The 25352-nt window shown below is 34.0% G+C and carries 22 protein-coding genes and 1 riboswitch; of the genes, 7 read left to right on the top strand and 15 right to left on the bottom strand.

Translation table 11 applies throughout. The annotated features are described in order from the left end of the window. Nucleotides 1-273 precede the first annotated feature (273 nt). From AC1RPY_RS07015 to AC1RPY_RS06970, 10 genes are all read right to left on the bottom strand, one after another. The gene (locus AC1RPY_RS07015) at nt 274-1416 is read right to left on the bottom strand and encodes a sensor histidine kinase (protein WP_481762412.1); all 1143 of its coding nucleotides are present in this window, start codon (nt 1414-1416) and stop codon (nt 274-276) included. Between the two features lie 191 nt (nt 1417-1607). After that, nucleotides 1608-2309 carry a response regulator transcription factor gene (locus AC1RPY_RS07010; protein ID WP_481761964.1) on the bottom strand — a complete coding sequence of 234 codons (702 nt, stop codon included), beginning with the start codon at nt 2307-2309 and terminating at the stop codon, nt 1608-1610. A gap of 24 nt (nt 2310-2333) precedes the next feature. Further along, a complete protein-coding gene (locus tag AC1RPY_RS07005) occupies nt 2334-3470 on the bottom strand; it encodes a PDZ domain-containing protein (protein WP_481761963.1) in 1137 nt (378 codons plus the stop codon). A gap of 130 nt (nt 3471-3600) precedes the next feature. After that, nucleotides 3601-4488, bottom strand: coding sequence for a permease-like cell division protein FtsX (ftsX, locus tag AC1RPY_RS07000; protein WP_481761962.1), 888 nt, complete (start codon nt 4486-4488; stop codon nt 3601-3603). Continuing rightward, entirely contained in the window at nt 4469-5164 is a 696-nt protein-coding gene (ftsE, locus tag AC1RPY_RS06995) for a cell division ATP-binding protein FtsE (RefSeq protein ID WP_481761961.1), read from the bottom strand. Before ftsE ends, ftsX begins: the two co-directional genes overlap by 20 nt. Nucleotides 5165-5260: 96 nt before the next feature. Beyond that, nucleotides 5261-6377, bottom strand: a protein-coding gene (prfB, locus tag AC1RPY_RS06990) for a peptide chain release factor 2 (RefSeq protein ID WP_481761960.1) whose coding sequence is annotated in 2 segments (ribosomal slippage) — nt 5261-6304 and nt 6306-6377 — 1116 coding nt in all. Because the reading frame shifts where the segments join, the coding sequence is not laid out codon by codon here. A gap of 94 nt (nt 6378-6471) precedes the next feature. After that, nucleotides 6472-8835, bottom strand: coding sequence for a preprotein translocase subunit SecA (gene secA, locus AC1RPY_RS06985; RefSeq protein ID WP_481761959.1), 2364 nt, complete (start codon nt 8833-8835; stop codon nt 6472-6474). Between the two features lie 153 nt (nt 8836-8988). Beyond that, entirely contained in the window at nt 8989-9549 is a 561-nt protein-coding gene (gene hpf / locus AC1RPY_RS06980; protein WP_409021489.1) for a ribosome hibernation-promoting factor, HPF/YfiA family, read from the bottom strand. A gap of 205 nt (nt 9550-9754) precedes the next feature. Further along, nucleotides 9755-10315 (bottom strand): ComF family protein, encoded by a 561-nt coding sequence (locus AC1RPY_RS06975; protein WP_481761958.1) that lies wholly within the window; start codon nt 10313-10315, stop codon nt 9755-9757. Nucleotides 10316-10431: 116 nt separating this feature from the next. After that, entirely contained in the window at nt 10432-11760 is a 1329-nt protein-coding gene (locus tag AC1RPY_RS06970) for an ATP-dependent helicase ComFA (RefSeq protein WP_481761957.1), read from the bottom strand. A gap of 48 nt (nt 11761-11808) precedes the next feature. Here AC1RPY_RS06970 and AC1RPY_RS06965 point away from each other — a divergent pair, with 48 nt between their 5' ends. Continuing rightward, a complete protein-coding gene (locus AC1RPY_RS06965) occupies nt 11809-12444 on the top strand; it encodes a YigZ family protein (RefSeq protein WP_481761956.1) in 636 nt (211 codons plus the stop codon). A gap of 36 nt (nt 12445-12480) precedes the next feature. Here AC1RPY_RS06965 and AC1RPY_RS06960 read toward each other — a convergent pair whose 3' ends face one another. From AC1RPY_RS06960 to groES, 4 genes are all read right to left on the bottom strand, one after another. Then, the gene (locus AC1RPY_RS06960; RefSeq protein WP_481761955.1) at nt 12481-13566 is read right to left on the bottom strand and encodes a glycosyltransferase family 4 protein; all 1086 of its coding nucleotides are present in this window, start codon (nt 13564-13566) and stop codon (nt 12481-12483) included. Between the two features lie 109 nt (nt 13567-13675). Next, nucleotides 13676-15505 (bottom strand): APC family permease, encoded by a 1830-nt coding sequence (locus AC1RPY_RS06955; protein WP_481761954.1) that lies wholly within the window; start codon nt 15503-15505, stop codon nt 13676-13678. A 252-nt stretch (nt 15506-15757) separates the two neighbouring features. Further along, entirely contained in the window at nt 15758-17383 is a 1626-nt protein-coding gene (groL, locus tag AC1RPY_RS06950) for a chaperonin GroEL (protein WP_481761953.1), read from the bottom strand. A 34-nt stretch (nt 17384-17417) separates the two neighbouring features. Continuing rightward, on the bottom strand, nt 17418-17702 hold the full coding sequence (groES, locus tag AC1RPY_RS06945) for a co-chaperone GroES (RefSeq protein ID WP_481761952.1): 285 nt from the start codon (nt 17700-17702) through the stop codon (nt 17418-17420). 225 nt (nt 17703-17927) lie between these two features. On the opposite strand from groES, the gene AC1RPY_RS06940 reads away from it, so the two are divergent. The 6 genes from AC1RPY_RS06940 (at nt 17928) to cytX (ending at nt 24218) form a co-directional block, all read left to right on the top strand. After that, nucleotides 17928-18566: a CPBP family glutamic-type intramembrane protease gene (locus AC1RPY_RS06940; RefSeq protein ID WP_481761951.1), complete on the top strand. Its 639-nt coding sequence runs from the start codon at nt 17928-17930 to the stop codon at nt 18564-18566. 18 nt (nt 18567-18584) lie between these two features. After that, nucleotides 18585-20522 carry an ABC-F family ATP-binding cassette domain-containing protein gene (locus AC1RPY_RS06935; protein WP_481761950.1) on the top strand — a complete coding sequence of 646 codons (1938 nt, stop codon included), beginning with the start codon at nt 18585-18587 and terminating at the stop codon, nt 20520-20522. A 77-nt stretch (nt 20523-20599) separates the two neighbouring features. Beyond that, a riboswitch (TPP riboswitch) is annotated at nt 20600-20706 on the top strand. A gap of 58 nt (nt 20707-20764) precedes the next feature. After that, the gene (gene thiM / locus AC1RPY_RS06930) at nt 20765-21562 is read left to right on the top strand and encodes a hydroxyethylthiazole kinase (RefSeq protein ID WP_481761949.1); all 798 of its coding nucleotides are present in this window, start codon (nt 20765-20767) and stop codon (nt 21560-21562) included. Further along, nucleotides 21562-22383, top strand: coding sequence for a bifunctional hydroxymethylpyrimidine kinase/phosphomethylpyrimidine kinase (gene thiD / locus AC1RPY_RS06925; RefSeq protein WP_481761948.1), 822 nt, complete (start codon nt 21562-21564; stop codon nt 22381-22383). Before thiM ends, thiD begins: the two co-directional genes overlap by 1 nt. Then, nucleotides 22370-23029, top strand: coding sequence for a thiamine phosphate synthase (gene thiE, locus AC1RPY_RS06920; protein ID WP_481761947.1), 660 nt, complete (start codon nt 22370-22372; stop codon nt 23027-23029). Before thiD ends, thiE begins: the two co-directional genes overlap by 14 nt. A gap of 1 nt (nt 23030) precedes the next feature. Next, entirely contained in the window at nt 23031-24218 is a 1188-nt protein-coding gene (gene cytX, locus AC1RPY_RS06915; protein WP_481761946.1) for a putative hydroxymethylpyrimidine transporter CytX, read from the top strand. A gap of 100 nt (nt 24219-24318) precedes the next feature. Here the strand turns inward: cytX and tsaD are convergent, their stop codons facing one another. After that, nucleotides 24319-25347 (bottom strand): tRNA (adenosine(37)-N6)-threonylcarbamoyltransferase complex transferase subunit TsaD, encoded by a 1029-nt coding sequence (tsaD, locus tag AC1RPY_RS06910; RefSeq protein ID WP_481761945.1) that lies wholly within the window; start codon nt 25345-25347, stop codon nt 24319-24321. Nucleotides 25348-25352: the final 5 nt, after the last annotated feature.

Here is a 25352-nt window from a genome sequence, read left to right as displayed (position 1 = left end):
TTGATTTGTCGAAAATTTGTTCAGTTTTCAAAGATCTACTTGGTTGCTTTTGACAACTTTTATATCATATCAACCACATCATGATTTGTCAAGAATTTTTTGAATAAATATTCATTTCTTCTTGCCGTATCAATCAGCTTTATTAATATACCATCTGGTATATCTCATGTCAACACTTTATTTGCGATATTCATTATCGCCTCAATAGCACTTATTAAATATATCAGCTTTCTTTTTCTTGGTCAAGTCTATTTATGTGAATATCTCTTAATATTACAAATAAATCGTAATTTCAGTCCCCTTATCATTCGAATCTTTCACACTAATCTCTCCACCCATTGATGTCACTAGTTCCTGCACAATAGCGAGGCCAAGCCCATTACCTTCTATTTGTTTATTTCTAGACGGATCTACTCTATAGAAACGTTCAAATATTCTTTTTTTGTCTTGATTTGAAATACCAATACCAGTATCTGATACTGCTATAAAAAATCTTGTCTTTATTTTGCCTACTTCAACTACCATACGCCCATTATCAACATTATATTTAACAGCGTTTTGCAATAAATTACCTAAGATAGTGGCTATCTTATTTTTATCAAACTTTACATAAAGATCTTTTGTTATTCTCTTGTCTACTATTAAATTTTTACTTTTAATAGTACTACTTAATAAATCTAACTCATAATTTATCATAGCATCTAAATTGAAACTCGAAATATTTTCTTTGGGTTTTTGCCCTTTTGCTAATTTTAATATCTCTTGAATTAATACTTCTAATTTTTCACTTTCGTCATAAATAATATTTAAAAATTTGTTAGTTGTACTTGAATCAACAGATTCTTCTAAAAGAGTTTCAGCAAATCCTTTAATTGCTGTTACTGGTGTTTTCAATTCATGACTCACATTTCCGACAAATTCATTTTGCATTTTCTCTAATAATTTCAGCTCAGTTATATCATATAAAATTACGATTACTTGAAATTCTACATTGTTATTTGCTATATAGACGACCGTTGCATCAACCACTCTGTTTGTATTGGCAATTTCAACTTCATCTCTTTGCTTATCTTGTGTTTTAATGGCTTTTTCAATTAGTCCACTCAATTTGTATGTTTTAATATCATCAATATATGAATGTTGCTTACTTTCTATCTGTTGGCCTAATAATTTAGAAATCATATCATTTACGACTAGTACTTGTCTTTTATGATCAATTTGCATAACCCCAACTGTCAAATGTTCAATTAATTTTAGATAGTTATTATTTTGTACCTGATAGTGAATATTTCTTTTCTTTTGATAACTTTCAACACGATTAATGGCTTTCGATAATTCAAAATTGGGACTATCTGTATCTAGTAATACATGATAAGAATCTCCTTTATTGACTAAACTATTCAATATATTAGCCATTAATTCGGACTCAGCACCTGCTTTAGATGCTATTTTATAAAGTATAGCTATTTCAATCAAACTCAACACACTTACTCCAATAATACTATTCTTACTAAAAAGTTTCCCGGATACATCCCATAGAAGTGTCATACTAAATGTTAAATTTAGCAACAAGATTAACGTCGTAATTATCCATTTTAGTTTTTGTTTCATTTATTCTCCTCAAACTTATAGCCAAATCCTCGAACTGTCTTTAAATATAGGGGGTTTTTAGCATCTACTTCTAATTTTTCGCGTAAATGGCTCACATGCATATCTATCATCCTTGTTTGCCCTTCATAATCGTATCCCCAAACACCGCTCAATAACTTTTCTCTACTTAGCACACGTCCTGTTCGTTTAATAAAATATACTAAAAGTTCGAACTCTTTTGGTGTTAATGCAACTTTTTCATCATTTTTATAAACTGAATAGTTAGAAAAATCAATTTTAAAATCTTTAAATTCTCTCACTTCATTATCAATTTGTTCATCCTTAGATGAGTCATGTTCAGTACGTCTCAAAATAGCCTTAATTCTTGCTATTACTTCTCTTGGACTAAACGGTTTAGTCATATAATCGTCTGCACCAATTTCTAAACCAATTATTTTATTCAATTCATCATCTTTAGCCGTTAAAATGATTATTGGCGTTTTTACTTTTTCTTGTCTTAATTTTTTTGTAACTTCGATACCATCGTAACCAGGCAGCATCAAATCGAGAATAATGAAATCAAAATTTTGTTCTGTTGCTTTTTTAAATGCACTAGGCCCATCTATTGCTACATGCACTTCATAGTTCGCATTTTCTAGATTATACGTTAACAGCGTAACAATTGCTGGTTCATCATCTACAACTAAAATTTTTTTCATTATTTATCCCCCTGATAACTAAATTTATTTAATTATGACTAACCCTATTTCATATGGTGAGTCTGAAAATATCGCACTTTCTGTTATTTTTGTATCTCCACTAAATGTCCTAATTTTTAATCGACAATACGTTGAGCTACTCTGTAATGCTTCATACAATTCGGTTTCGTTTCTAACTTCAATGCCATTACATTGAACGACCACATCACCAACCTCTACGTCCATCTTTGAAGCTGGCGTACCTGGGCGTACCCCTACAATTAATATTCCTTCATTGGATTCTGCAAACCATTTTTCTTGTTTATTATCATGGCGTTTGATCATATATTGGCTGATACAATACGCAACTAATAGAACAATTAATCCATATATCCCCATTATTGGTATAAATATAGCCATTATCGCTAAACCTGTCCCTATAAAAGCTAAATATAAGTATTGTTTTTTTATAAATTTGATAGCTACTCTTGGTATTTCTTTATAGATACGTAATGATAGCCCAACAATTAATGGTAAAATAATGATGTTAAATTCTGTACCTGCTATATGAATAATTGGCCACCAAGAGAGTACACTATGGAATTGATCACCCGGTGTTAGAATTACAAGTGGCACCAGATACAGATCCTTCATACTAAACGACGATATATTTCGCCCTCGTTTACCTGACTGTGTGTTCGGCGATAAGGGACTATTTCTGAATAAATACAGCGCACAAGCAGTTATAAATAAAATGACTGTCCCTATCAGTAGAATCCCTGTCGTAAATTCAACGTGAAATTCTTCATATTTAAATATTTCAAAATTACTTAATTGAGATTTAGTCATCCCATATACTAGTCCCGATATAATAAATAGCGGAAAGATAGCATCAAATACTGGGTATAGTAGTAGTCCTAAAATCATAAAAATAGCATAAATAACTACCCAGTTAATAGGCAACATAACACCTAGTCCAAATAGTAACATTGATCCAATAATACTAAAAATAAAGCCTACTTTTATTGCATGACGTCCCTCATAAAAATCACTATCGACAGCTGTTCTAAATGCTTGTCTCTCTTTTTTAATTCTTCGTGTATACATACCATAAATCAGTATAATTGCTAACCAAAGCGTTGGTTGCATGAAAAAGTTTCCAATAATTTTAAGCGTTACCATAAATGCACCTATTTTCTTTAATATATAGTACTCAAATTATATCATGCTTTGTCATGATTCAAAAAAGATAATCATAATAACAAAAAAGACTGAATTTTGCATTTAGCAAAATCAGTCTTTTAAAATTTAATTAAATTTTAAGGAAACGACGCATTGAAACGAACGATCCTAAAGCACCAATAATTATCCCGATTGACACTAATAATAAATCAATTTCTGCCAAGAAAGTTCCTGGTGTTAATAATTGATAACTAGTTGATGCCAACGAAACTTGTAAACCGTTATAAATCCAAATATAGCCAAAATCAACTAAAATAATTGGAATGATAGCACCTAAAAGCCCAGTCCATGCACCTTCAAGTAAAAACGGCCATCTGATAAATCCATTCGTCGCACCTACTAGACGCATAATTCCAATCTCATTTCTTCGAGATAAAATTGTGATTCTAATCGTGTTAGAAATTAAGAATACTGCAACAAAGAGGAGTAAAGCACTAATAATCATACCCCATTTTTGGATATTACCAACTACTTTAAATAGTTTTTTAGCAGATGTGCCCCCAAAACTAGCATCATTTACATAATCTAAACTTTTAGCACGTTTTGCAATTTGCTCAGTTTGTTTTGGTTTTTTAGTTTGAACATCAAATGTATCATATAGTGGATTATCATCCCCACCAAATAACTTAAATTCATTACCATAACTACCAACAACTTGTTGTAATTGCTCCTTTTTACTTGAAAAAGTAACTTTTTTAACTTCTGAATAACTTTCAAGTTTCTTTTTCAAATCAGCCTGTTGATTCTTTGTTGTCTTTCGTTCAACAAACACTCTGACTTGAACATCGTTCTCAACATCAGATGCTAATTTATTTACGTTCATTAAGATTGAAAGTAACACCCCAACCAAAATTAACGTTACAGTAACAGCACTAATAGCAGCAACAGACATCCATCCATTACGACGTAAACTCTTAATACTTTCACCAAAATGACGCCTAAACGTTCTCATTTTCATAACCGTATTTTCCTCCTTCTTCATCTCGGGCAATACGGCCATCTTCAATAGCCAACAAACGATGTGGATATTTGTTCACAATAATACTATTATGAGTTGCCATGATAACTGTTGTCCCTTGTTCATTAACTTTTTCTAAAATTGACATAATATCATCTGACGTTTCAGGGTCTAAATTCCCCGTTGGTTCATCAGCAATTAAGACTTCTGGTTTATTTGCAACTGCACGTGCAATCGCAATTCTTTGTTGTTCACCACCAGATAATTCTTCCGGAAATTTATCCGCCTTGTCAGACAAATCAACAAGATCTAGCACGTAATCAACACGTTCTTTAATTTCTGCAGGTTCTTTTTCAATAACTTCTAACGCGTATGCAATATTTTCAAAAATTGTTAAACGAGGTAATAATTTGAAATCTTGGAATACAATTCCTAAATCTCTTCGTAAAAATGGTACTTCTTTTGGTTTCATCGTTTCTAAATGAAAATCATTTACTGTGATTTCACCAGATGTTGCTTGTTCTTCATGGTACATCATTTTTATAAATGTCGACTTTCCGGCACCACTAGGTCCAACCACATATACGAATTCACCTTGGTCAATTCGAAGATTAATATCATTGCTTGCAATAATATCATCAGAATATTGTTTAAATACATTTTTAAATTCTATCAAACAGTGAATCCTCCTGTGTCTATTTTCATAACATTTTCATTATAGCATGATTATTTACCTTTATATTGCAGTAGTCTTACAATTAAGTTTCATTTTTTAACTTGGATTTTCATTTTTTAATTTCCACTGTAAATAAGCATTAATAAATCCATCTATATCACCGTCCATTACCGCTTGAACATTACCAGTCTCAAAATCGGAACGATGATCCTTAACCATTGAGTATGGGTGGAACACATATGATCGAATCTGCGACCCCCATCCAATATCCATTTGTTCACCTTGAATGGCAGCACGTTCTTTTTCTTTTGCTTCCATTTCAAGTTGATATAACTTAGATTTCATCATACTTTCAGCCGTTGCCCTATTTTGAAATTGTGACCGCTGCGCTTGGCTCGAAGTTACTATCCCTGTTGGAATATGAATTAATCTAACTGCTGAAGATGTTTTATTAATATGTTGTCCACCAGCTCCGGATGATCTAAATACTTCCATTCTGATATCATCTTGATTTAATTCTATTTCGACTGAATCATCCAACTCTGGCATCACATCAACAGATGCAAAAGACGTGTGGCGTCGACCAGCAGCATCAAAAGGTGAAATACGAACTAATCGATGCACCCCTTTTTCACTCTTAAGATAACCATACGCGTTTACTCCCTTAATAAGAAGCGTCACACTTTTCAATCCCGCTTCATCGCCAGATTGATAATCTACTGTTTCGACGATTAGCCCACTTTTTTCAGCCCATCTCGTATACATTCTAAGTAACATTAATCCCCAATCCTGAGATTCGGTACCTCCTGCACCTGGATGGATTTCTAAAATAGCATTTCTGCTATCATAAGGTTCATTCAATAATAATCGTAATTGATACTTGTCGAGTGCTTTTTTTGTCTCGTTAAACAAGTCATCAAATTCTATTAGCATATCATTATCATTTTCTTCTTGTAATAATTCAAGCATGACTTGTAATTCTGATACCTTACTCTCTAAATCATGAAACGCATCATATTTACCTTTTAATTGATTGTTTTCGTCAATAACTTTTTGTGCTTCTTCTTGGTGATTCCAAAAATCTGGGTTAGCCATTCGTTCTTCATTTTCAGAAATACGTTCATTCAGCGTCTCTAAGTCAAAGAGACCCCCTGAAGTTAGTTATTTTTTGTTCCATTTCATTAATTTGTTTCCTATAATCGCTTAATTCCATCAATTTTCTCCTTAATTTACTAAAAAGAGTCACCTTCAAACTCTATCGAATTCGGAAGTGACTCTTTAATAATGTTCTCTGATTAACTTTTTGATTAACGTTTAATATTTTGTCTGATTTCAGCTTTCATAAATAAACGTGTCACTTCAAATTCTATTGCTCCAACGACTTCTTCGAACATTCTAAATCCATCTGATTGGTATTCAACTAGAGGGTTTAATTGTCCGTAGCCACGTAGTCCAATAGACTGACGAAGTTGATCCATTGCATCAATATGCGCTGTCCATTTATCATCAACAACACGTAACACAACCACTTTTTCAAATTCAAGCATTTGTGCTGCATCAACTAATTGATCTTCTTTAATTTCATAGTTCTTTTCAGCGCGGTCGACCAAGTAGGCTTCGATTTGGTTAGCATCTTTACCTTCTAAATCTGCCAATGAGATACTGTCTTCATTAACCATTGAAGAGACAGCAAAATCTACAATAGCTTGTAAATTCCATTCATTTTGGTCACCTTGCGTGTGCATCTGAACAATATGATTAACAGTACGTTGTATCATAGGCATAATAACAGGTTTTAATGTTTTTTCTTCCATAATAATTTGTTGTCTCTGGTTATAAATAACCTCACGTTGTTCACGCATAACATCATCATATTGTAAAACATTTTTACGTGTATCATAGTTATTACCTTCGACACGTTTTTGTGCTGATTCAACTTGTTTTGTAATCATACGACTTTGGATAACAGCGTCATCTTCAGTAATGTTCATACGTTCTAAGAAGCTCTTAATACGTTCTGAACCGAATCGTAACATCAAATCATCTTCCAAAGAAAGATAGAATTGTGTCATCCCATCATCCCCTTGACGGCCAGCACGGCCACGAAGTTGATTATCAATACGACGAGATTCATGGCGTTCTGTACCAATAACAGCTAATCCACCAATTTCTTTAACGCCAGGGCCTAATTTAATATCAGTTCCACGTCCGGCCATATTCGTAGCTATGGTAACAGCACCACGTTGTCCAGCATTTAAAATGATTTCAGCTTCACGTTCATGATTTTTAGCATTTAAGACAGCATGTGGAATTTCAGCATCATCTAACATTTGTGCCAATAATTCTGACGTTTCAACTGCTACAGTACCAATCAACATAGGTTGACCAGCTTCATGGCGTTCTTTGATATCAGCAATGACAGCTTTAAATTTGCTATTTAAAGATGGATACAATAAATCTGCTTTATCATCACGAATAATAGGTTTATTCGTTGGAATTTGAACAACTTCCATATTATAAATTTCACGGAATTCTTCTTCTTCAGTTTTAGCAGTACCCGTCATACCAGATAATTTCTTGTACATTCTAAAGAAATTTTGGTAAGTGATGTTAGCCATTGTTTTAGTTTCGTCTTCAATTTCAACATGTTCTTTAGCCTCGATAGCTTGATGAACACCATCAGAATAACGACGACCTTCCATAATACGACCAGTAAATTGATCAACAATCATAACTTCACCATCTTGTACAACATAATCTTTATCACGTAGCATAACAAAATTAGCCCGTAATGCATTATCCAAATGATGAGTCAAAATTGTATTATCTGTATCATATAAATTATCTAGTCCAAAATATTTTTCACCTTTACGAATTCCTTCTTCGGTTAATGAAATTGATTTTGATTCAAGATCAATTTTATAGTCTTCTTCTTCAGTTAACGTTTTAACAAAACGATCTGCACGAACATACATGGCAGTCGTCTTTTCAGCTTGACCAGAAATAATCAACGGTGTTCTAGCTTCATCAATCAAAATTGAATCAACTTCATCGACGATAACATAGTTTAAAGGTCTTTGAACCATATCTTCACGATAAACAACCATGTTATCACGTAAGTAATCAAAGCCTAATTCACTATTTGTTGAATAGGTAATATCAGCTGCGTAGGCTTCGCGCTTTTCTTCAGCTGTTTTTTCGTTAATATTCAATCCGACAGTTAAACCTAACCATGAATATAATTCGCCCATTTCTGTTGCATCACGGCTTGATAAATATTCATTAACAGTAACAACATGAACACCTAGACCTGAAATTGCATTTAAATAAACGGGCATAGTAGCTGTTAAAGTTTTACCTTCACCAGTTTTCATCTCCGCAATATCACCATTATTTAAAACCATTCCACCAATCATTTGCACACGGAATGGGTATAGTCCTAACACACGTTTTGCGGCTTCTCGTACCACTGCAAATGCTTCTGGTAAAAGATCATCAAGCGTTTCACCTTCTTGATATCTTGCTTTAAAAGCAGGTGTTTTAGCTTTTAGTTCATCATCAGATAATAAAGCCATCTCGTCGGCCATATTTTCAATATTATCGGCTATTTTGCCTAGTTTTCTTAATTCACGATTATCACTTTCAACCCATTGTCTTAATACATTTGCCATTTAGCTTTTCCCCTTATATATCAAACACATTTATTGAATTATTTTTAATTATAATATCATTTTTTATAGTATCACTAAATCAATAAATTTTAAACTAAAATAACAAAAAAGCCCTGAGTAGTTAACTTACTCAACAGGCTTTTCAAGGTTAGTTTAATCTTCAGCTTCAATTAAACCATAGCGACCATCTTTACGTTTGTAAACAATGTTAATACCCTCTGTATCAGCATCTTCGTAAATAAAGAAGTTATGGCTCAACATATCCATTTGTAAAATAGCTTCTTCACTATTCATTGGTTTTAAAGAAACATGCTTTGTCCGAACAACATCAAATTTGCTTACTTCATCAATAGAATCTGATTCTTCATCAGCAATTTCATTACGAATTTCAATATCTTTAATTCCCTTGCCTCTTGATTGGCGATTAATTTTAGTTTTATATTTGCGAATTTGACGTTCTAATTTATCAGTCACAAGATCAACACTTGAAAGTAAATCTTGTGATGTTTCTTCAGCTCGAAGGACGAGAGAAGGCATCGGAACTGTCACTTCAACTTTGGCCGTTTTATCTGAATAAACTTTTAAATTAACATGGGCCGTTGAATTAGATGTATCAGTAAAGTATTTTTCTAATTTAAATAATTTCTTTTCAACATAATCTCTAGTAACATCTGTAACTTCAACATTTTCACCGCGAATATTGTATTTTAACATAATAAACTCTCCCTTCAATCTACAGCAGGTAACGAAACTATTAATTACCTTACCGCTTGATTTAATTATAAGCGAATAGACTTAAATTTACAAATGATATCCCTTAACAAATCTATTTAAAACGCCATTGTAATCGTTAACAGTCATTTTAACTTTTGCTTAAATATATCATACTAATTTATTTAAAAATTGTACCTATTGTTCATTATCTTGCAAGGGTAATACTCTTAATGCTTTTAGCATTTTGTGCTAACAAAATATGGGCATAAAATAGTGTTCGGCCGGTAGTATAAATATCATCCACAATCAAAACAACTTTATCCGATAAATCTGGGCAATCTGGACTAAGTTCAAACGGTTGAATTAATTCAAGCCTTTGTTGCCTATTTTTATGCGATTGTTTTTCTTTAACCGTATTATTTCGCACTAAAAAATGATCATGCTTAATATCTAAAAGACCACAGACTTGATTAAATCCTCGATTATTTAACGTTTCAGAATCAACAGGTATCACCACGAGGTAATCAAAATCAATTGTTTCTATTTTGTGCTTTAATTGTACTTGAAAAATAGTTCTCAGCTGATAATCACCATTAAACTTATAATTTTTAATGATATCTTTCATAAAATCATTATAAATGTACAACGCTTGATTCTGAAAATTTAAATTAGGATAAATAAGTTGCCATTTCTTACAATCCGCACATAATTGTGGCCTATTTTGTTCTCGACCGCATCCTCTACAGGCTAACTGAGTATTAATCAATCGTAACTGCTCCTGGCATCTCTTACAAACTATCTTTTTTTCATAAGGTTTAGTCGATAATATAAATGCTAGCGTTAATTTTTGACTAAATGTATTATGACAAATCTGACAGTTTCTCATATCTTTAATTTCCTTGCTTTACGATTCATCGTTTTTATTTGTCCAACTGCCTTTTTTATTGAAATCGTGTAGTCACAACATAAAAAGATAACGTCACCAAACGGACGATTGACATTACGTCCCACTCTGCCAGCAATCTGAACTAACGCTGCCGTTGAAAAAGTTTTATCATCTGCACCCAGAACAAAAACATCCAGATTAGCAAATGTCACACCACGTTCTAAAATTGTTGTTGTGATTAGATACCGTAGTTCGCCTGTTCTAATTGCCTTAACTTTATCTAGTCTATCTGGATCTTCAGAATAAACAGTGTCCCCCTTTAAATTAGGAAACTTCTTTTTAAATGCTTCCATTACTGGTTCCAATAACCAAATTTTCGGCACAAAAATTAAAAATGGATCCTTACGTTTTAGCCACTCTGTCATTTTCAGTGTTAATTTTTTGGGTAAACGTCCTTTTTTTAAATTCTTTTCCCACGCTTTTTCAAATTTAATTTTAATTTCAGGCAATAATTGACCATGAAAGCGTATTGGTAAATAACTAACCGTTAATTGTTTTAAGCGAACCTCCTTTAACAGATCCTCACTTGGGGTTGCCGTTAAAAATAAACTTGCCCCTTTTTGTTTAGTTGCTTGTGTTGTTGCTTGAAGCAGTAATTGATTCTGTGCATATGGAAAGGCATCTACCTCATCAACTATCATAACGTCAAACGCTTTATGAAATCTTAACAATTGATGTGTTGTACAGATGACTAGTTGGGTATAACGGTATGGTTCCGTTGTCTTTCCGTGCAGCAAACAAATATCAATATTTTGAAATGCTGCCTGCAATCTCGGAAATAATTCAATACAAACATCGACCCGTGGTGATGCTAAACAGATGCGCTTACCATCCATAATAGCAGCTTCAATACCTTTGAATAGCATTTCTGTTTTACCAGCGCCGGTTACCGCCCACAGTAAATGCCGGGCACCCGAATTTTTAAAAATTTGTTTCACTTCATTAGCACATATTTCTTGGCTAGTCGTTAATTCTCCATTCCACGTCAATGGACTCCCTTTTTGAGTTGAAAACAAGTTGGGTTCAGGTATAGTATAAAGTGTAGTCGTAGTTGAAATACGTCCTAATATCATACAGTATGAACAATAGTACCGGTCACCTTGTAATTTATTTTCCTTTAAATTAAGTTGTGAAAGGCATCTGCGACAGATTAATTGTTTATCTTCAATACTAATTCCTGGGTACGACGTAAGTTCATCTAAATTAATAGTTTCGTCAATTTCTGAATCAGTTATTAAACGACCATACAAACTTGAAAGTGTCATTCTCCTCAATCCCTTCAATAAGTTTAAATACGCAAAGGAACCTTAATTATGTCAAAAAATTATTTAACAATTAAAGAATCTGGTTTAGCCACATTAATTGAAAAGAAGTCTTCCTTCATTTGTCGTGTCACTCGAATCGCGACAGAATCTGATGCAGTTGCTTTTATTGAATCAGTCAAGAAATTAGAACCTAAAGCAAGACATCACTGTTTTGCATACACATTTGGTACTGAGTCTGAAATCCAACGTCAAAGCGATGATGGTGAACCCTCTGGAACGGCTGGTGTTCCCATTCTAGAAGTTATTAAAAAAAATCAGCTTAAAAATATTTGTATCGTTGTTAGTCGAAAGTTTGGTGGTATTAAGCTAGGTGCTGGTGGTTTAATCCGTGCTTATAGTAATGCTGCTTCGCAGACGATTGAACAAATTGGTATCGTTGAACGTATTTTACAAACCGAACTTATTTGCCAAATTGCTTACCAAAATGTTGGAAAACTTGAAAATTATCTTGAAAAAAATTCAATTATAATCCAACACACAACCTATCTTGAAACAGTAGAAATAACTTTAGCAGTTGATAAAAATTTGATATTAACCTTACAAGATCAACTAATCAACCTACTCAATAACCAAATAACTTTTAAATTAGGCCAAGATTTATATAATGAAATTCAAGTTAAGTAAAAAGGATGCCCAATTACTGGACATCCTTTTTACTATCTATTTTTTTGAAGTCATCGTTTTAACAATTCTTTTAATCCAATTTAGCAGTGGCTTTCGTTTAGATCCAACTAATCCGATGGACTCTACGAATAGTTCTAGTCCCACTAATGTCGCAACTGACATTAGTATTGAACCCCAAATTGATGATATTGGATAAAGTAATGAAATAAATGAAAAAATTAACGCAATGCCATATATAACTAATACTGTCTGTCGATGCGTTAACCCCATTTGCATCAAACGATGATGTAAATGATGTTTGTCTGCTTGAGAGATAGGCTTTTTATTTAAAATCCGGCGTAACATTGCATAAACAGTATCCGTAATTGGTACACCCAATATTAAAACAGGCACAATAATAGAAATAAAAGTTGCATTTTTAAGTCCAGATAAAGAGAATACTGAAATCATAAATCCAATAAATAACGCGCCTGTATCCCCTAAGTAGATTCTAGCTGGAAAGAAATTATATGGCAAAAATCCAATCAGAGCAGCAACCAGCGTAAACATCATAATTGCAATATAACTATTTGTATTAACTAAAAAGAAATAGCCTACCAAACCACTTGTAAATAAATCAATAATGGAAACCCCAGTTGCTAAGCCATCTAATCCGTCTATTAAATTAATAGCATTTGTAATAGCTAAAATCCAAATAATTGTAATAGGGAAACTCATCCATCCTAAATTAATAATACCAAAATAAGGTAAAGTGAATGTCGTCATTCGCATATTTGAAAAAAAGTAGACGATCAAGGCGGCAACTGTGATGCCAAACATCTTTTGGCGTGGTTTTAATTCAAACTTATCATCTAAAACACCGGTGATAATAATTACCAATTCAGCAACAAACAGTGTCACTAACATTTTTATTGGATATTGATTTTTTAAAATAAAAAAATTCGTAAAGTTAAAAGCTATAAAAATGGCTAATCCACCCATTGTAGGCATTGAAACCTTATTTACTCGTCTATTATTTGGAACATCGACTGCTCCAATTTTAATTGAAAATAGTCTAATAACGGGAGTTAGCAACGCGGAGATAAGCGCTGTTGCGAAAAATGCTACGATAATTGGAAACATTTTGATATCTCTCCTTAAAAATATTCTGTCATAGTAGTCTTAACTATACCACGTTGTTAAATAAATACAAAAAAAGTATCAATTAAATTTAATTGATACTTTTCAATGTTTATTTTTTCAAATGATAATTATATGTTGCAACAATAATATTCTCGCGAGAATTTAAGACCGTTCTCAATCTTAAACTCGTTTGATTATGAAGAATATTTTGCCATGGTTTTCTTGGAACAAACTGTGGTACTAAGACTGTCGTTGTGAAGTTACGAGCAGCGGCATTCTTAGCAATAACATCTGTAAATTTCACAACAGGTGAAGCAATTGAACGATATGACGAATGTAAATCAACAAAACGAACACCAGGGAAACGTTCTTTAAATTCACGTTCCGTTTCATGTTCTTTTTCCGGATTTGTATCGAAAGAAACGTGCATTGCAATTACGTAGTCACCAATTGAACGTGCATAATTAATTGCACCCGTTGTAACATGCGTTACAGAACTAACTAACACGATAACTGTGGAGCCATCGTAATCATGAATTTCTGCTTCTTCTGTTAAACGTAATTGTTCGGCAACTTTATTGTAATGATCATTTATTTTATAGAATATAATATACATAACTGGCATGATAATAAAGAATGGCCATACTGTTGATAAGCGATATCTAAAGAGAATCAACAAAATACTAAATGAGATAAAGGCCCCTAAGAAATTGTAAAAGGCTTTCATAATCCAACCTTTTGGGCGATCATGATACCATTTTACAATCATCCCTGTCTGAGACAACGTAAACGGAATAAACACACCTACCGCATATAATGGAATTAATAATGACGTTGATCCATTAAATATAAATGTTAAAATAATTGATCCGGCCGCTAACGTGATAATTCCGTTAGAGTAGCCTAATCGATCACCTTTATCCATATACAAATGAGGCATAAATTTATCTTTAGCTAAATTAAACGCTAAAATTGGAAATGCCGAGAAACCTGTATTTGCAGCTAATACTAAAATCAATACTGTTGAAAATTGGAAAACGTAATACAAAATACCTTGTCCAAATGTTGTTTGTGCAATTTGTGAAAGAACAGTTACTTTTTCAGTAGGAATAATGCCATACCAATAGTTTAAGAATGTTATTCCACCAAAGAAGACTGCCAAAAGCGTCGCCATAATTGTTAAAGTAGCAGCAGCATTTTTAGCATGTGGTTTTTTGAAGAAAGGCACTGCATTACTAATTGCTTCAACACCAGTTAATGAAGATGATCCCGATGAGAATGCTTTCAAAAGTAAGGCTAGTGTAATTCCAGGAACGGCCGTACCCACAGCAGCTGTTGCGTGGTAAGGTACTTGACCTGTCATAATATTATAACCACCAACTAGTAACATCAATATAATCATAACCACGAAAAGATAAACAGGAATAGTTAAGAATGAAGCTGATTCCCGCAAGCCTCGTAAGTTCATTGCCATTACCAAAATAATAATAACCACTGAGATTGCTACTTGATGTCCATATAACGAAGGTACCGCAGAAATCAATGCCTCAGTCCCTGCGGAAACACTAACCGCTACTGTCAACATATAATCAATTAAAAGCGATCCACCAGAAATTAATCCAGCATTTTTACCTAAGTTTTTACTTGAGACAACATACGCGCCTCCACCCTTAGGATAAGCATGGATAATTTGGCGATACGAAATTGTAATTGAAGCCAATAAAACTAAGACTAACAATGCAATTGGTAATGAATACCAGATTGCCATTGCTGAAAAGCCCACTAAAACGGTAACAATTTGTTCCGTACCATACGCCACAGATGAGAGTGCATCTGACGATAAGAGCGCTAATGCCTTAAATTTTGATAATTGTTGATCTCCTTCTTCAGAAGATTTTAATGGCTTCCCAATTAAAAGTCTCTTTAAATAACGACGCATTTCTCTTTACCCCTTATGTTCTATATTTAAAAATCCATTCATAAATGATGCCAAAACAGCGCATTTATTTTACTGAATAGTTATTTTAATTACTAATTTCTATTCACCGAATTCACTCTATTTTACTCGTTTATTTTTAAATATACAATACTGCAAACAAACTTTATTTTCAGCATAAAAAAAGAGCTACTAATCCCAGAATAACACGGATTAATAGCTCTTAAATTTTCATCATTTTTTATGACAAATGGGTTACATCATACCGCCCATACCACCAGGCATTTGTTGTGGATCAGCTGCAGATACTGGTTCTGGTTTATCTGCAACAACTGCTTCAGTTGTTAATAATAAGGCTGAGACACTAGCTGCATTTTGCAATGCTGAGCGTGTCACTTTAGTTGGATCAACAATCCCAACTTCAATCATATCTTGCCATTCATTTGTTGCTGCGTTAAAACCAATACCAGGTTTTTCTGATTTTAGTTTTTCAACAATAACTGAACCCTCAAGTCCAGCATTCTTTGCAATTTGGCGTACTGGTTCTTCCAAAGCACGTTGAACAATCTTGATACCCGTTAATTCATCGCCAACTGCTTCAAGTGCAGCAACTTTACTAATAACGTTAACAAATGCAGTACCACCACCGGCAACGAATCCTTCTTCGACAGCAGCGCGTGTCGCATTCAAAGCATCTTCAATACGGTATTTGCGTTCTTTTAATTCTGTTTCAGTTGCAGCACCAACTTTGATGACAGCAACCCCACCAGATAATTTTGCCAAACGTTCTTGTAATTTTTCACGATCAAATTCAGACGTCGTTTCATCGATTTGTTTTTTAATCAAACCAACACGTTCTGTAATTTTAGCTTTATCACCAGAACCTTCAACAATAACTGTGTTTTCTTTTGTAATATTAACTTTACCAGCTGAACCTAATTGTTCAATTGTTGTATCCTTCAATTGTAAACCAAGTTCATCAGTAATCACTGTTGCACCAGTAACGATGGCAATATCTTCAAGCATCGCTTTACGACGATCACCAAATCCAGGTGCTTTGACTGCAACAACGTTAAATGTACCACGAATTTTATTCAATACTAATGTTGGTAAAGCTTCCCCATCAACATCATCGGCGATGATTAACAATGGGCGACCTTGTTCCACAATAGATTGTAATAATGGTAAGACTTCTTGAATATTAGAAATTTTCTTATCCGTTACTAAAATATATGGTGTCTCTAAGTTAGCTTCCATTTTATCGTTATCAGTTACCATATATTGTGACAAGTAACCTCGATCAAATTGCATCCCTTCAACGACATCTAATGATGTATCGATGCTTTTTGATTCTTCAATTGTAATAACGCCATCATTACCAACTTTTTCCATAGCGTCAGCAATTAAAGCACCAATTTCTTCATTAGCTGAAGATACAGAAGCAATTTGAGCAATATCTTCTTTTGTTTCAACTTTGTGTGATAATTCATGTAATTCAGCAACGGCTGCTTTTGTAGCAGTTTCGATACCACGACGAATCCCAACAGGGTTAGCACCTGCTGTCACATTCTTCATACCTTCAGTGACGATAGCTTGTGTTAAAACAGTAGCAGTTGTCGTTCCATCACCAGCTATATCATTCGTTTTTGAAGCAACTTCTGATACTAATTTAGCACCCATATTTTCAAAATGGTCTTCTAATTCAATCGCACGAGCAATTGTTACACCATCATTTGTAATAATTGGTGAGCCATATGATTCTTCTAAAACAACATTACGGCCTTTTGGTCCTAAAGTTGATTTAACGGTATTGGCTAATTGGTCAACACCTCTAAGCATTGCTGAACGAGCATCTTCAGAAAATTTTAATTCCTTTGACATAATTAATCCACCTCATCTTTAATTTAAATTTATATTAGTCTACTGTTGCAACGATATCTTTTTCATGAACAATTAAGTAGTCTTTACCTTCGAATGAAACTTCTGAGCCAGCATACTTATCAAATAAAACGGTCTCTCCAACGTTAACAGCAACAGCAATTTTTTCACCGTTATCCATCGTACGGCCATCACCAACTGCAACAATTTTTCCTGTTTGTGGTTTTTCTTGTACGTTACTTGCTAAGACGATCCCGCCTACTGTTGTTTCTTCTTCTTTTGTTACTTCTAAAATAACACGATCTGCTAATGGTTTTAACACGTTCTATCCCTCCAACACTTTTATTTAGCACTCTATCTTCCTAAGTGCTAATCACAAAATTAACTATAATCAATTTTTCAAACAATTGCAAGCATTTCAGCTCTTATTTAATAGAATTTTTAATATGAATTGAATTCGCTATCTAGTCAATTATGCTATACTTATCATACAAATTTATTCACTAGAAAAATGCACGACTATCTAATTACAGTTAAAGGAGTTCTCATGTCAAAATCAACTAGTAAAAATTCAATCGCTATTTTATTAGGCTACCTCGTTATCTTTATTTTACCAACAATTCTGAATCAACTATTTTCTTTAAAATCAGTTATCTATCCAGTAATGACGGCTGATTATGTTTTAGGAGCAATATTGTTAATTTGGTTAAATCATTACTTCAGTGCTAGAAATACAATAGATGGTTCCTCTAAATGGTCACAAATTATTTCGTGGGGTATTCTTGGATTCGTTCTAACGTTAGTAATCCAAACAGTTATTCAATTAATTTCATTCACCATTTTAAAAACGACCGTACCCTCACAAAATACAAATGAAATTATGACTATTTTTACAAAATATCCTTATTATATGTTGGCAGTCTCACTTGGTGCTCCCATTATGGAGGAACTCGTTTTTAGAAAAGTCTTTTTTGGCAATTTAGCAAGTTTCATATCACCTATTTCTGCCGCAATTCTTTCTAGTTTATTATTTAGTTTGGCACATAATGATGGCCATTTAGCTATCTACTTTTTAATTGGATTACTTTTCTGTTACCTCTACAAACGAACAGGTGACATCAAAACGTCAATGATTGCTCATATTCTTATGAATAGTCTAGTATTAATTATTCAATCGTCACTTTAAAAGAAAGGTGGAATTATTTTGATTCTGTTACAAGTACAACAAGCAGCTCGCTATTTTGGCGCAGATGTTCTTTTTGAAAATGCAAATATGGATATCAAAGACGATGCTAGGATAGCCCTAGTTGGTCGAAATGGTGCTGGAAAATCAACATTAATTAAAATGATTATTGATCAAGAGGCTACTGATGCTGGTCAAATCATTAAACATAAAGGCATGACCATCGGTTACTTAGCACAAACAACAACTGTTACTTCAGAACGTTCGATTTGGGACGAAATGAGTCGTGTTTTTGATTATTTAAAAAAAATGGAAATCCAAATTCATACATTAGAAGCCCAAATTGCTGATCCTAAAAATGCAGAAGATTCTGAAAAATTTGAAAAACTATTATCAACCTATGATCAAGTTTCACATGATTTCAGTGAAAAAAATGGCTATGGTTATGAATCAGAAATCCGTTCTGTTTTACATGGTTTTAGATTTTATGAAGAAGATTTCAATCGCGATATTAGGACTCTCTCTGGTGGTCAAAAAACACGTTTAGCCTTAGCAAAATTACTTTTAGAAAAACGTGATTTATTAATTTTAGATGAACCAACTAACCACTTAGATATTGAGACACTAACTTGGTTAGAAGGCTATTTGAAGACTTATACAGGGGCACTCTTAATTGTCTCTCATGATCGTTACTTCTTAGATAAAATTGTGACAGAAGTTTATGATATGAGCCATAATGAAACGACTCACTACAATGGCAACTACTCCCAATTTATTGTAAAAAAAGAAGCTAATTTAAAACAAGAATGGAAAGTTTTCGAAAAACAACAAGATAAGATTGAAAAACTCGAAGATTTTGTTAATAAAAACATTGTTCGAGCCTCAACAACAAAACGAGCGCAAAGTCGTCGTAAACAACTCGAAAAATTAGATAAACTTGACCGACCAGAAGGTGACGAAAAAGCCCCTCGTTTTAGTTTTAAATCTGCAGATGAGAGTGGTAATATCGTTTTAACTGTTGCCGGGGCAGCTGTTGGTTACGATAATAAAGTGTTATCTGAACCCGTTTCAATTGATTTACATAAGCATCAAGTTCAAGCTATTGTTGGCCCGAATGGTGTGGGAAAATCAACCTTACTTAAAAGTATCTTAGGCCAAATTCCATTTATTCGTGGTGAAGCATTCCTTGGCGCTAATGTTCATGTTGGCTACTACGATCAGGAGCAAAATCAATTAACAGATAAAAATACTGTTTTAGATGAACTCTGGAATGATCATCCTTCAACTCCTGAAACAGATATTCGATCATTATTAGGTGGATTTCTATTTTCTGGGGATGACGTTTTGAAACGTGTCTCAAATTTAAGTGGTGGTGAAAAAGCGCGTCTTGCTTTGACCAAACTTGCAATGGACAAAGATAACTTCCTAATCTTTGATGAACCCACTAACCATTTAGACATTGATAGTAAGGAAGTCCTTGAAAAGGCGATTGCTAACTTTGATGGTACTGTCTTACTTGTTTCTCATGACCGCTACTTCATTAATAAAGTTGCAGAAAGTATTATTGAAGTTTCAAAAGAAGGCTCTACTTACTACATGGGTGATTACGATTATTATGTTGATAAAAAAGAAGAATTAGAAGCTATCGCAGCCGAAAAAATGGCACTTGAAATTGCCTCATCTTCAGAAGTCCCTGAAGTTAAACCAACAACTAATTATCAACAAAATAAAGAAACGCAAAAGGAACAACGTAAATTAACACGTGAAATTGATCGTTTAGAATCTGAATTAAGTGAATTAGAAATTCATCAAACAGAACTTGAAGAAAAAATGTCTCAACCTACTATTTTTAGTGATGCAGATAAACTTCAGGAACTACAAACTGAACTACAATCTATTCAAACTGCAATAGAGACTGCAGAAACTAATTGGGAAGAAGCTAGCTTAGCTTTAGAATAAGCTAGCTTTTTTTTTTTTATTTATTGACATTTAAAGAATGAAAGCCTATTCTTTTGTTGTAATCTAAAAATAAAATATAAGTACACTAGGGGTGTTCTTTAGAAGAACTGAGATAGGTTTTTTCAACCTAATCCCTTCGAACCTGTAAGCCAAAACTTGCGTAGGAAAGTGTGAAGAAGGACCCCACTCTACAATTTTTTTGTCAAAGAGTGGGGTTTTTGTGTACTCAAGAGGAGAAAGTTATGCCATTAGAACTACTCGATAAACTTCGTGAAGAGAACCCAGTAATTTTCAACATTTCTAATTACATCACGGTTCAAGACGTTGCCAATGGACTCAACGCAATTGGCGCTTCCCCTATCATGCCCAGTGCGATTGAAGAAGCAGCCGAAATGTTACAAATTTCTGCTGCTGCCACAATCAATATGGGATCATTTAAAAGTTCAGAATTACCTTACATTGAGAGGGTTAGTCAAATCGCAAACGATTTAGCTATCCCACTTGTGCTAGACCCAGTTGCTGTTGCCATGCCTTACCGACAAAAAGTAATTACAAACTTGCTTGAGCATTTTCATTTTAATTTTATTCGCGGTAATGCTGGTGAAATTGCTGCATTAGCTGGTGTTGAATGGCAAGCAAAAGGTATTGATGCAGGAAATGGTTCTGCAGATTTAGCAGAAATCGCAAAAATTGTAGCCAAACGGTACAATTGTACGGTTGTTCTAAGTGGTCCTACAGACTATATTTCTGATGGAAAGCGTGTTGCAACTGTGACACAGGGAACGTCTCTTTTCCAAACACATGTTGGTTCAGGCGATATGCTTTCAAGTTTAATTGCTGCGTTTGCAGCTGTCTCTAAAGATAATGAGTTTGAAGCAGCAAGAATCGCCTGCCTTATCTTTGCAACAACTGGTGAACTTGTTGCTGATGAGTTAATTACCGAAAAACCAGGTAGTTTTATTGTTAACCTACTTGATAAACTACATTTAATAACGATAAATGAACTTTCTAATCAGATAACGATGAAAGGAGACCTATAATGCCTGATTTTCCACAAGCACTTTCAATTGCTGGATCCGATAGTAGTGGTGGCGCTGGTATGCAAGCTGACTTAAAAACGATGCAAGAACGGCATGTCTATGCTGCAACAGTTCTCGTCGCAATCACTGCACAAAACACACTTGGTGTGCAAGACAGTCTTCCCCTCCCTGCTAAAATTATTAATGAACAATTTGCCTCAATTGCAAATGATTTAGCCATTAAAGCATGCAAAACAGGGATGCTTGCAGATTCAGAACACGTTAAAGTAGTCGTTAAAAATCTGAAAAAATATCAATTTGGTCCCCTAATTGTTGACCCTGTCATGGTTGCAAAAGGCGGTGCCACACTTCTTTCTGAGGATGCTGTTGTTACAATCAAAGAAGAATTAATTCCTTTAGCCACGGTAGTAACCCCGAATATTCCAGAAGCTGAAGTCATAACTGGCTTGACCATTAATTCAAAAGAAGACATGAGTGCAGCTGGAAAAAAGATTAAATTATTAGGTGCAAAAAACGTCATCATTAAAGGCGGACATTATAACTCTGAAAATATCGTAAATGACTTTGTATTATTAGAAGATAACGATTCATTCTGGATGAGCTCGAAACGTATTGATACAATTCGAACTCATGGCACTGGTGATACCCTCTCAGCCTGCATTGCAGCAGAAATTGCCAAAGGACAAGATATTAAAACGGCCATCTTAGTGTCTAAAAAATATGTTGAAGCAACAATTAGCAACGGTATTATCGTTGGACATGGTCACGGGCCATTAAATCATTGGGCATATCGTGAGGTAACGCAAAATGAAGACATTTAATCAATCATGGTTAGCAAGTTACTTCATTGCAGGAACTCAAGACGTCGCCGACAATCAATTACTACCTACTTTAGAACGAGCGTTAAAATCAGGCATTTCTTGTTTCCAATTTAGAGAAAAAAATCTCTTAACCCCTTTAACCCGGATACAAAAAAAGACACTCGCAATTGAATGTCAGAGGTTATGCACAAAATACCAAGTTCCTTTTTTCATTGATGATGATCTACCTTTAGCACTTGAAATTCAAGCAGATGGTATTCACGTTGGCCAAAATGACCAAAAGATTCAAAATGTGATAGATCAATCGGCGGGTCAATTAGCGATTGGCCTTTCTTGTCAAACACTCGATCAAATTAAACAAGCCAATCAATTATCAGGTATCGCTTATATTGGTAGTGGCCCTGTCTTTCCTACAAAATCAAAGTCAGATGCGACTGCGCCTCTCGGAATAGCTGGCTTAAATCAATTACTATCAATTAGTAAACTCCCGATTGTTGCAATTGGTGGTATTTCAGAAAATAATTTAGCCAAACTGGCTACTACAACTGTTTCGGGAGTTGCTGTTATTTCCTTGATTGCTAAAAGTCCGAACATTGAACAAACAGTTCAATCCATAAATCATTATTTTAAATTGGAGGACGATTAAGATGACAGAAACTAAAGAATTACGTGGACAATTTTTACTTTGGCTAGGTGCGGCCATTTCAATTGCCGAAATTATGACGGGCATGTTACTAGCTCCACTTGGCTTTTCTAAAGGTTTCCTTGCAATTCTAATTGGTCATTTAATTGGTTGTGGTCTCTTCTTACTACCTGCTGGTTATATTGGTGCCAAAAAGCATCAGACAGCCATTCAGTCAACTAAAGTTGCTTTTGGCTCAACAGGTGTGCTCTTATTTTCACTTATCAATTTGATTCAACTAATTGGTTGGACCGCTGTTATGATCGTCAACGCAATTTCAGCAATGAATGGTATTTCAAGTTCCTTACTTAATTTTAAAAATTCAATTATTATGGGACTTGTCATAGCTATTTTGATTATCATTTGGTTATTAGTTAGCGAAAATAGTTTGTATCGAATTAATTTAATTGTTGTTAATTTATTAGTTATTGGTGCAGGTATCATGATTTTTTTAATTTTCAAAGTACCCGTTTCACATACTTCCAATGGCTTAAATATGACATTTGGATCAGCTGTTGAATTAAATATCACCATGGCGTTATCTTGGCTACCACTAATAGGTGATTACACAAAATCAACAAAACATCCACTTGCTATGTCTACAGTTAGTTCGTTTAGCTATTTTTTAGGTAGTTTAATCATGTTTACCATTGGCTTACTTTTAACAACTAGAACCGGATTCACTGATTTTACCTCGTTCTTGGCTACATCAGGTTTAGGTATAATCGCATTATTCATTATTATATTTTCAACTGTTACAACCACATTTTTAGATGTTATGTCAGCAACAATTAACGTTCAGAATATACATTCCTTTAAACATATGAAATTGATTAGTATCATTATAGTTGCGCTTGGCTTAGTCATTGCATGGGTAGTTCCTATTGATAATTATCAAAATTTCTTATATTTTATCGCGTCAGTTTTTACACCATTATATGCAATTGTTTTTGTCACTTACTTTATTATGAAAAAAACGTTGCCTTATTGGTTAAATATTATTTGGTGGTTAATTGGCATTATTGCGTACTATCAATTACAACAATTTGATTTTATTTTTGGAACCACAATTATTATTCTATTCGGACTAGGATTACTCGTTTATCTATCCCAATTTATTTTACCAAAAAATTATTTTAGAAATATAAATTAACCATTTACAAAAAAATAGAGATTTAGCGTTCTCCCCAGTGTTAAACAACTGTTTAGCATTACAAGGCGAACTCTAAATCTCTATTTTAATTTTATAATAATTAAACTATCCAATCAAATTCTAAACTAGGATCAGCATTTAAATTTAATCCTGCACGTTGACCTTTAATAAATTCAACATATCCTGCTGCACCAATCATTGCAGCATTATCACCACATAATTTAATGGGCGCCTTCACAAATTCAATATCATTCATTTTCTTCATATCAGATTCAAGTCTTGTACGTAACCCTTTATTAGCTGCCACACCACCGGCTAAAATTAATTGTTTAATATCATACTCATGACAAGCACGTACCGTTTTCTCAGCAAGTACATCAATCACACTTTGTTGAAAGCTTGTTGCTAAATCAGCCCGGTCCAACTCTTCGCCTAATTGATCTGCATGGTGAACTGTATTGATGAAGGCACTTTTCAATCCACTGAAACTAAAGTCATAACTGTCATCTTTGATCATGGCACGCGGAAAATTAAACGTATCTTGTCCAGTATGTGCAAGTTCATCAATTTCTTTTCCTGATGGATAAGTCATCCCAAGAACACGCCCAACTTTATCATAAGCTTCACCTGCTGCGTCATCACGTGTCTCACCAATAATTTCAAATTGACCTTCTTCAGGCATATAAACTAACTCAGTATGTCCACCCGAAACGAGTAAAGCCATTGATGGATACACTATTTCAGATTCATAGCGCGCTGCAAAAATATGGCCTGCCATATGGTTAACGGGAATTAAAGGCAACTCGTGAGCAAATGCGATAGCTTTAGCAGCAGAAACACCTACTAGTAAAGCACCAACTAATCCTGGTCCATAAGTAACCGCAACAGCATCTAAATCATCATAAGTTACATTTGCTTCTGTCATAGCATCTTTAATACAACTCGTAATTTGTTCAATATGGTGGCGGCTGGCAACTTCAGGTACAACACCACCAAAACGTTTATGACTATTAACTTGCGTTGCAATGATGTTCGACAAAATAAGATGACCGTCTTCGACCACTGCGACACTAGTTTCATCACAACTTGATTCAAATGCTAAAATTAGATTTCTTTCCGTTTTATCCATTGAGA

The sequence above is a fragment of the Dellaglioa sp. CoH-56-MRSF-12 genome, from assembly GCF_056782075.1.
Note: the sequence above shows the minus strand (reverse complement) of the source record. Positions and strands in the feature narration are given on the sequence as shown.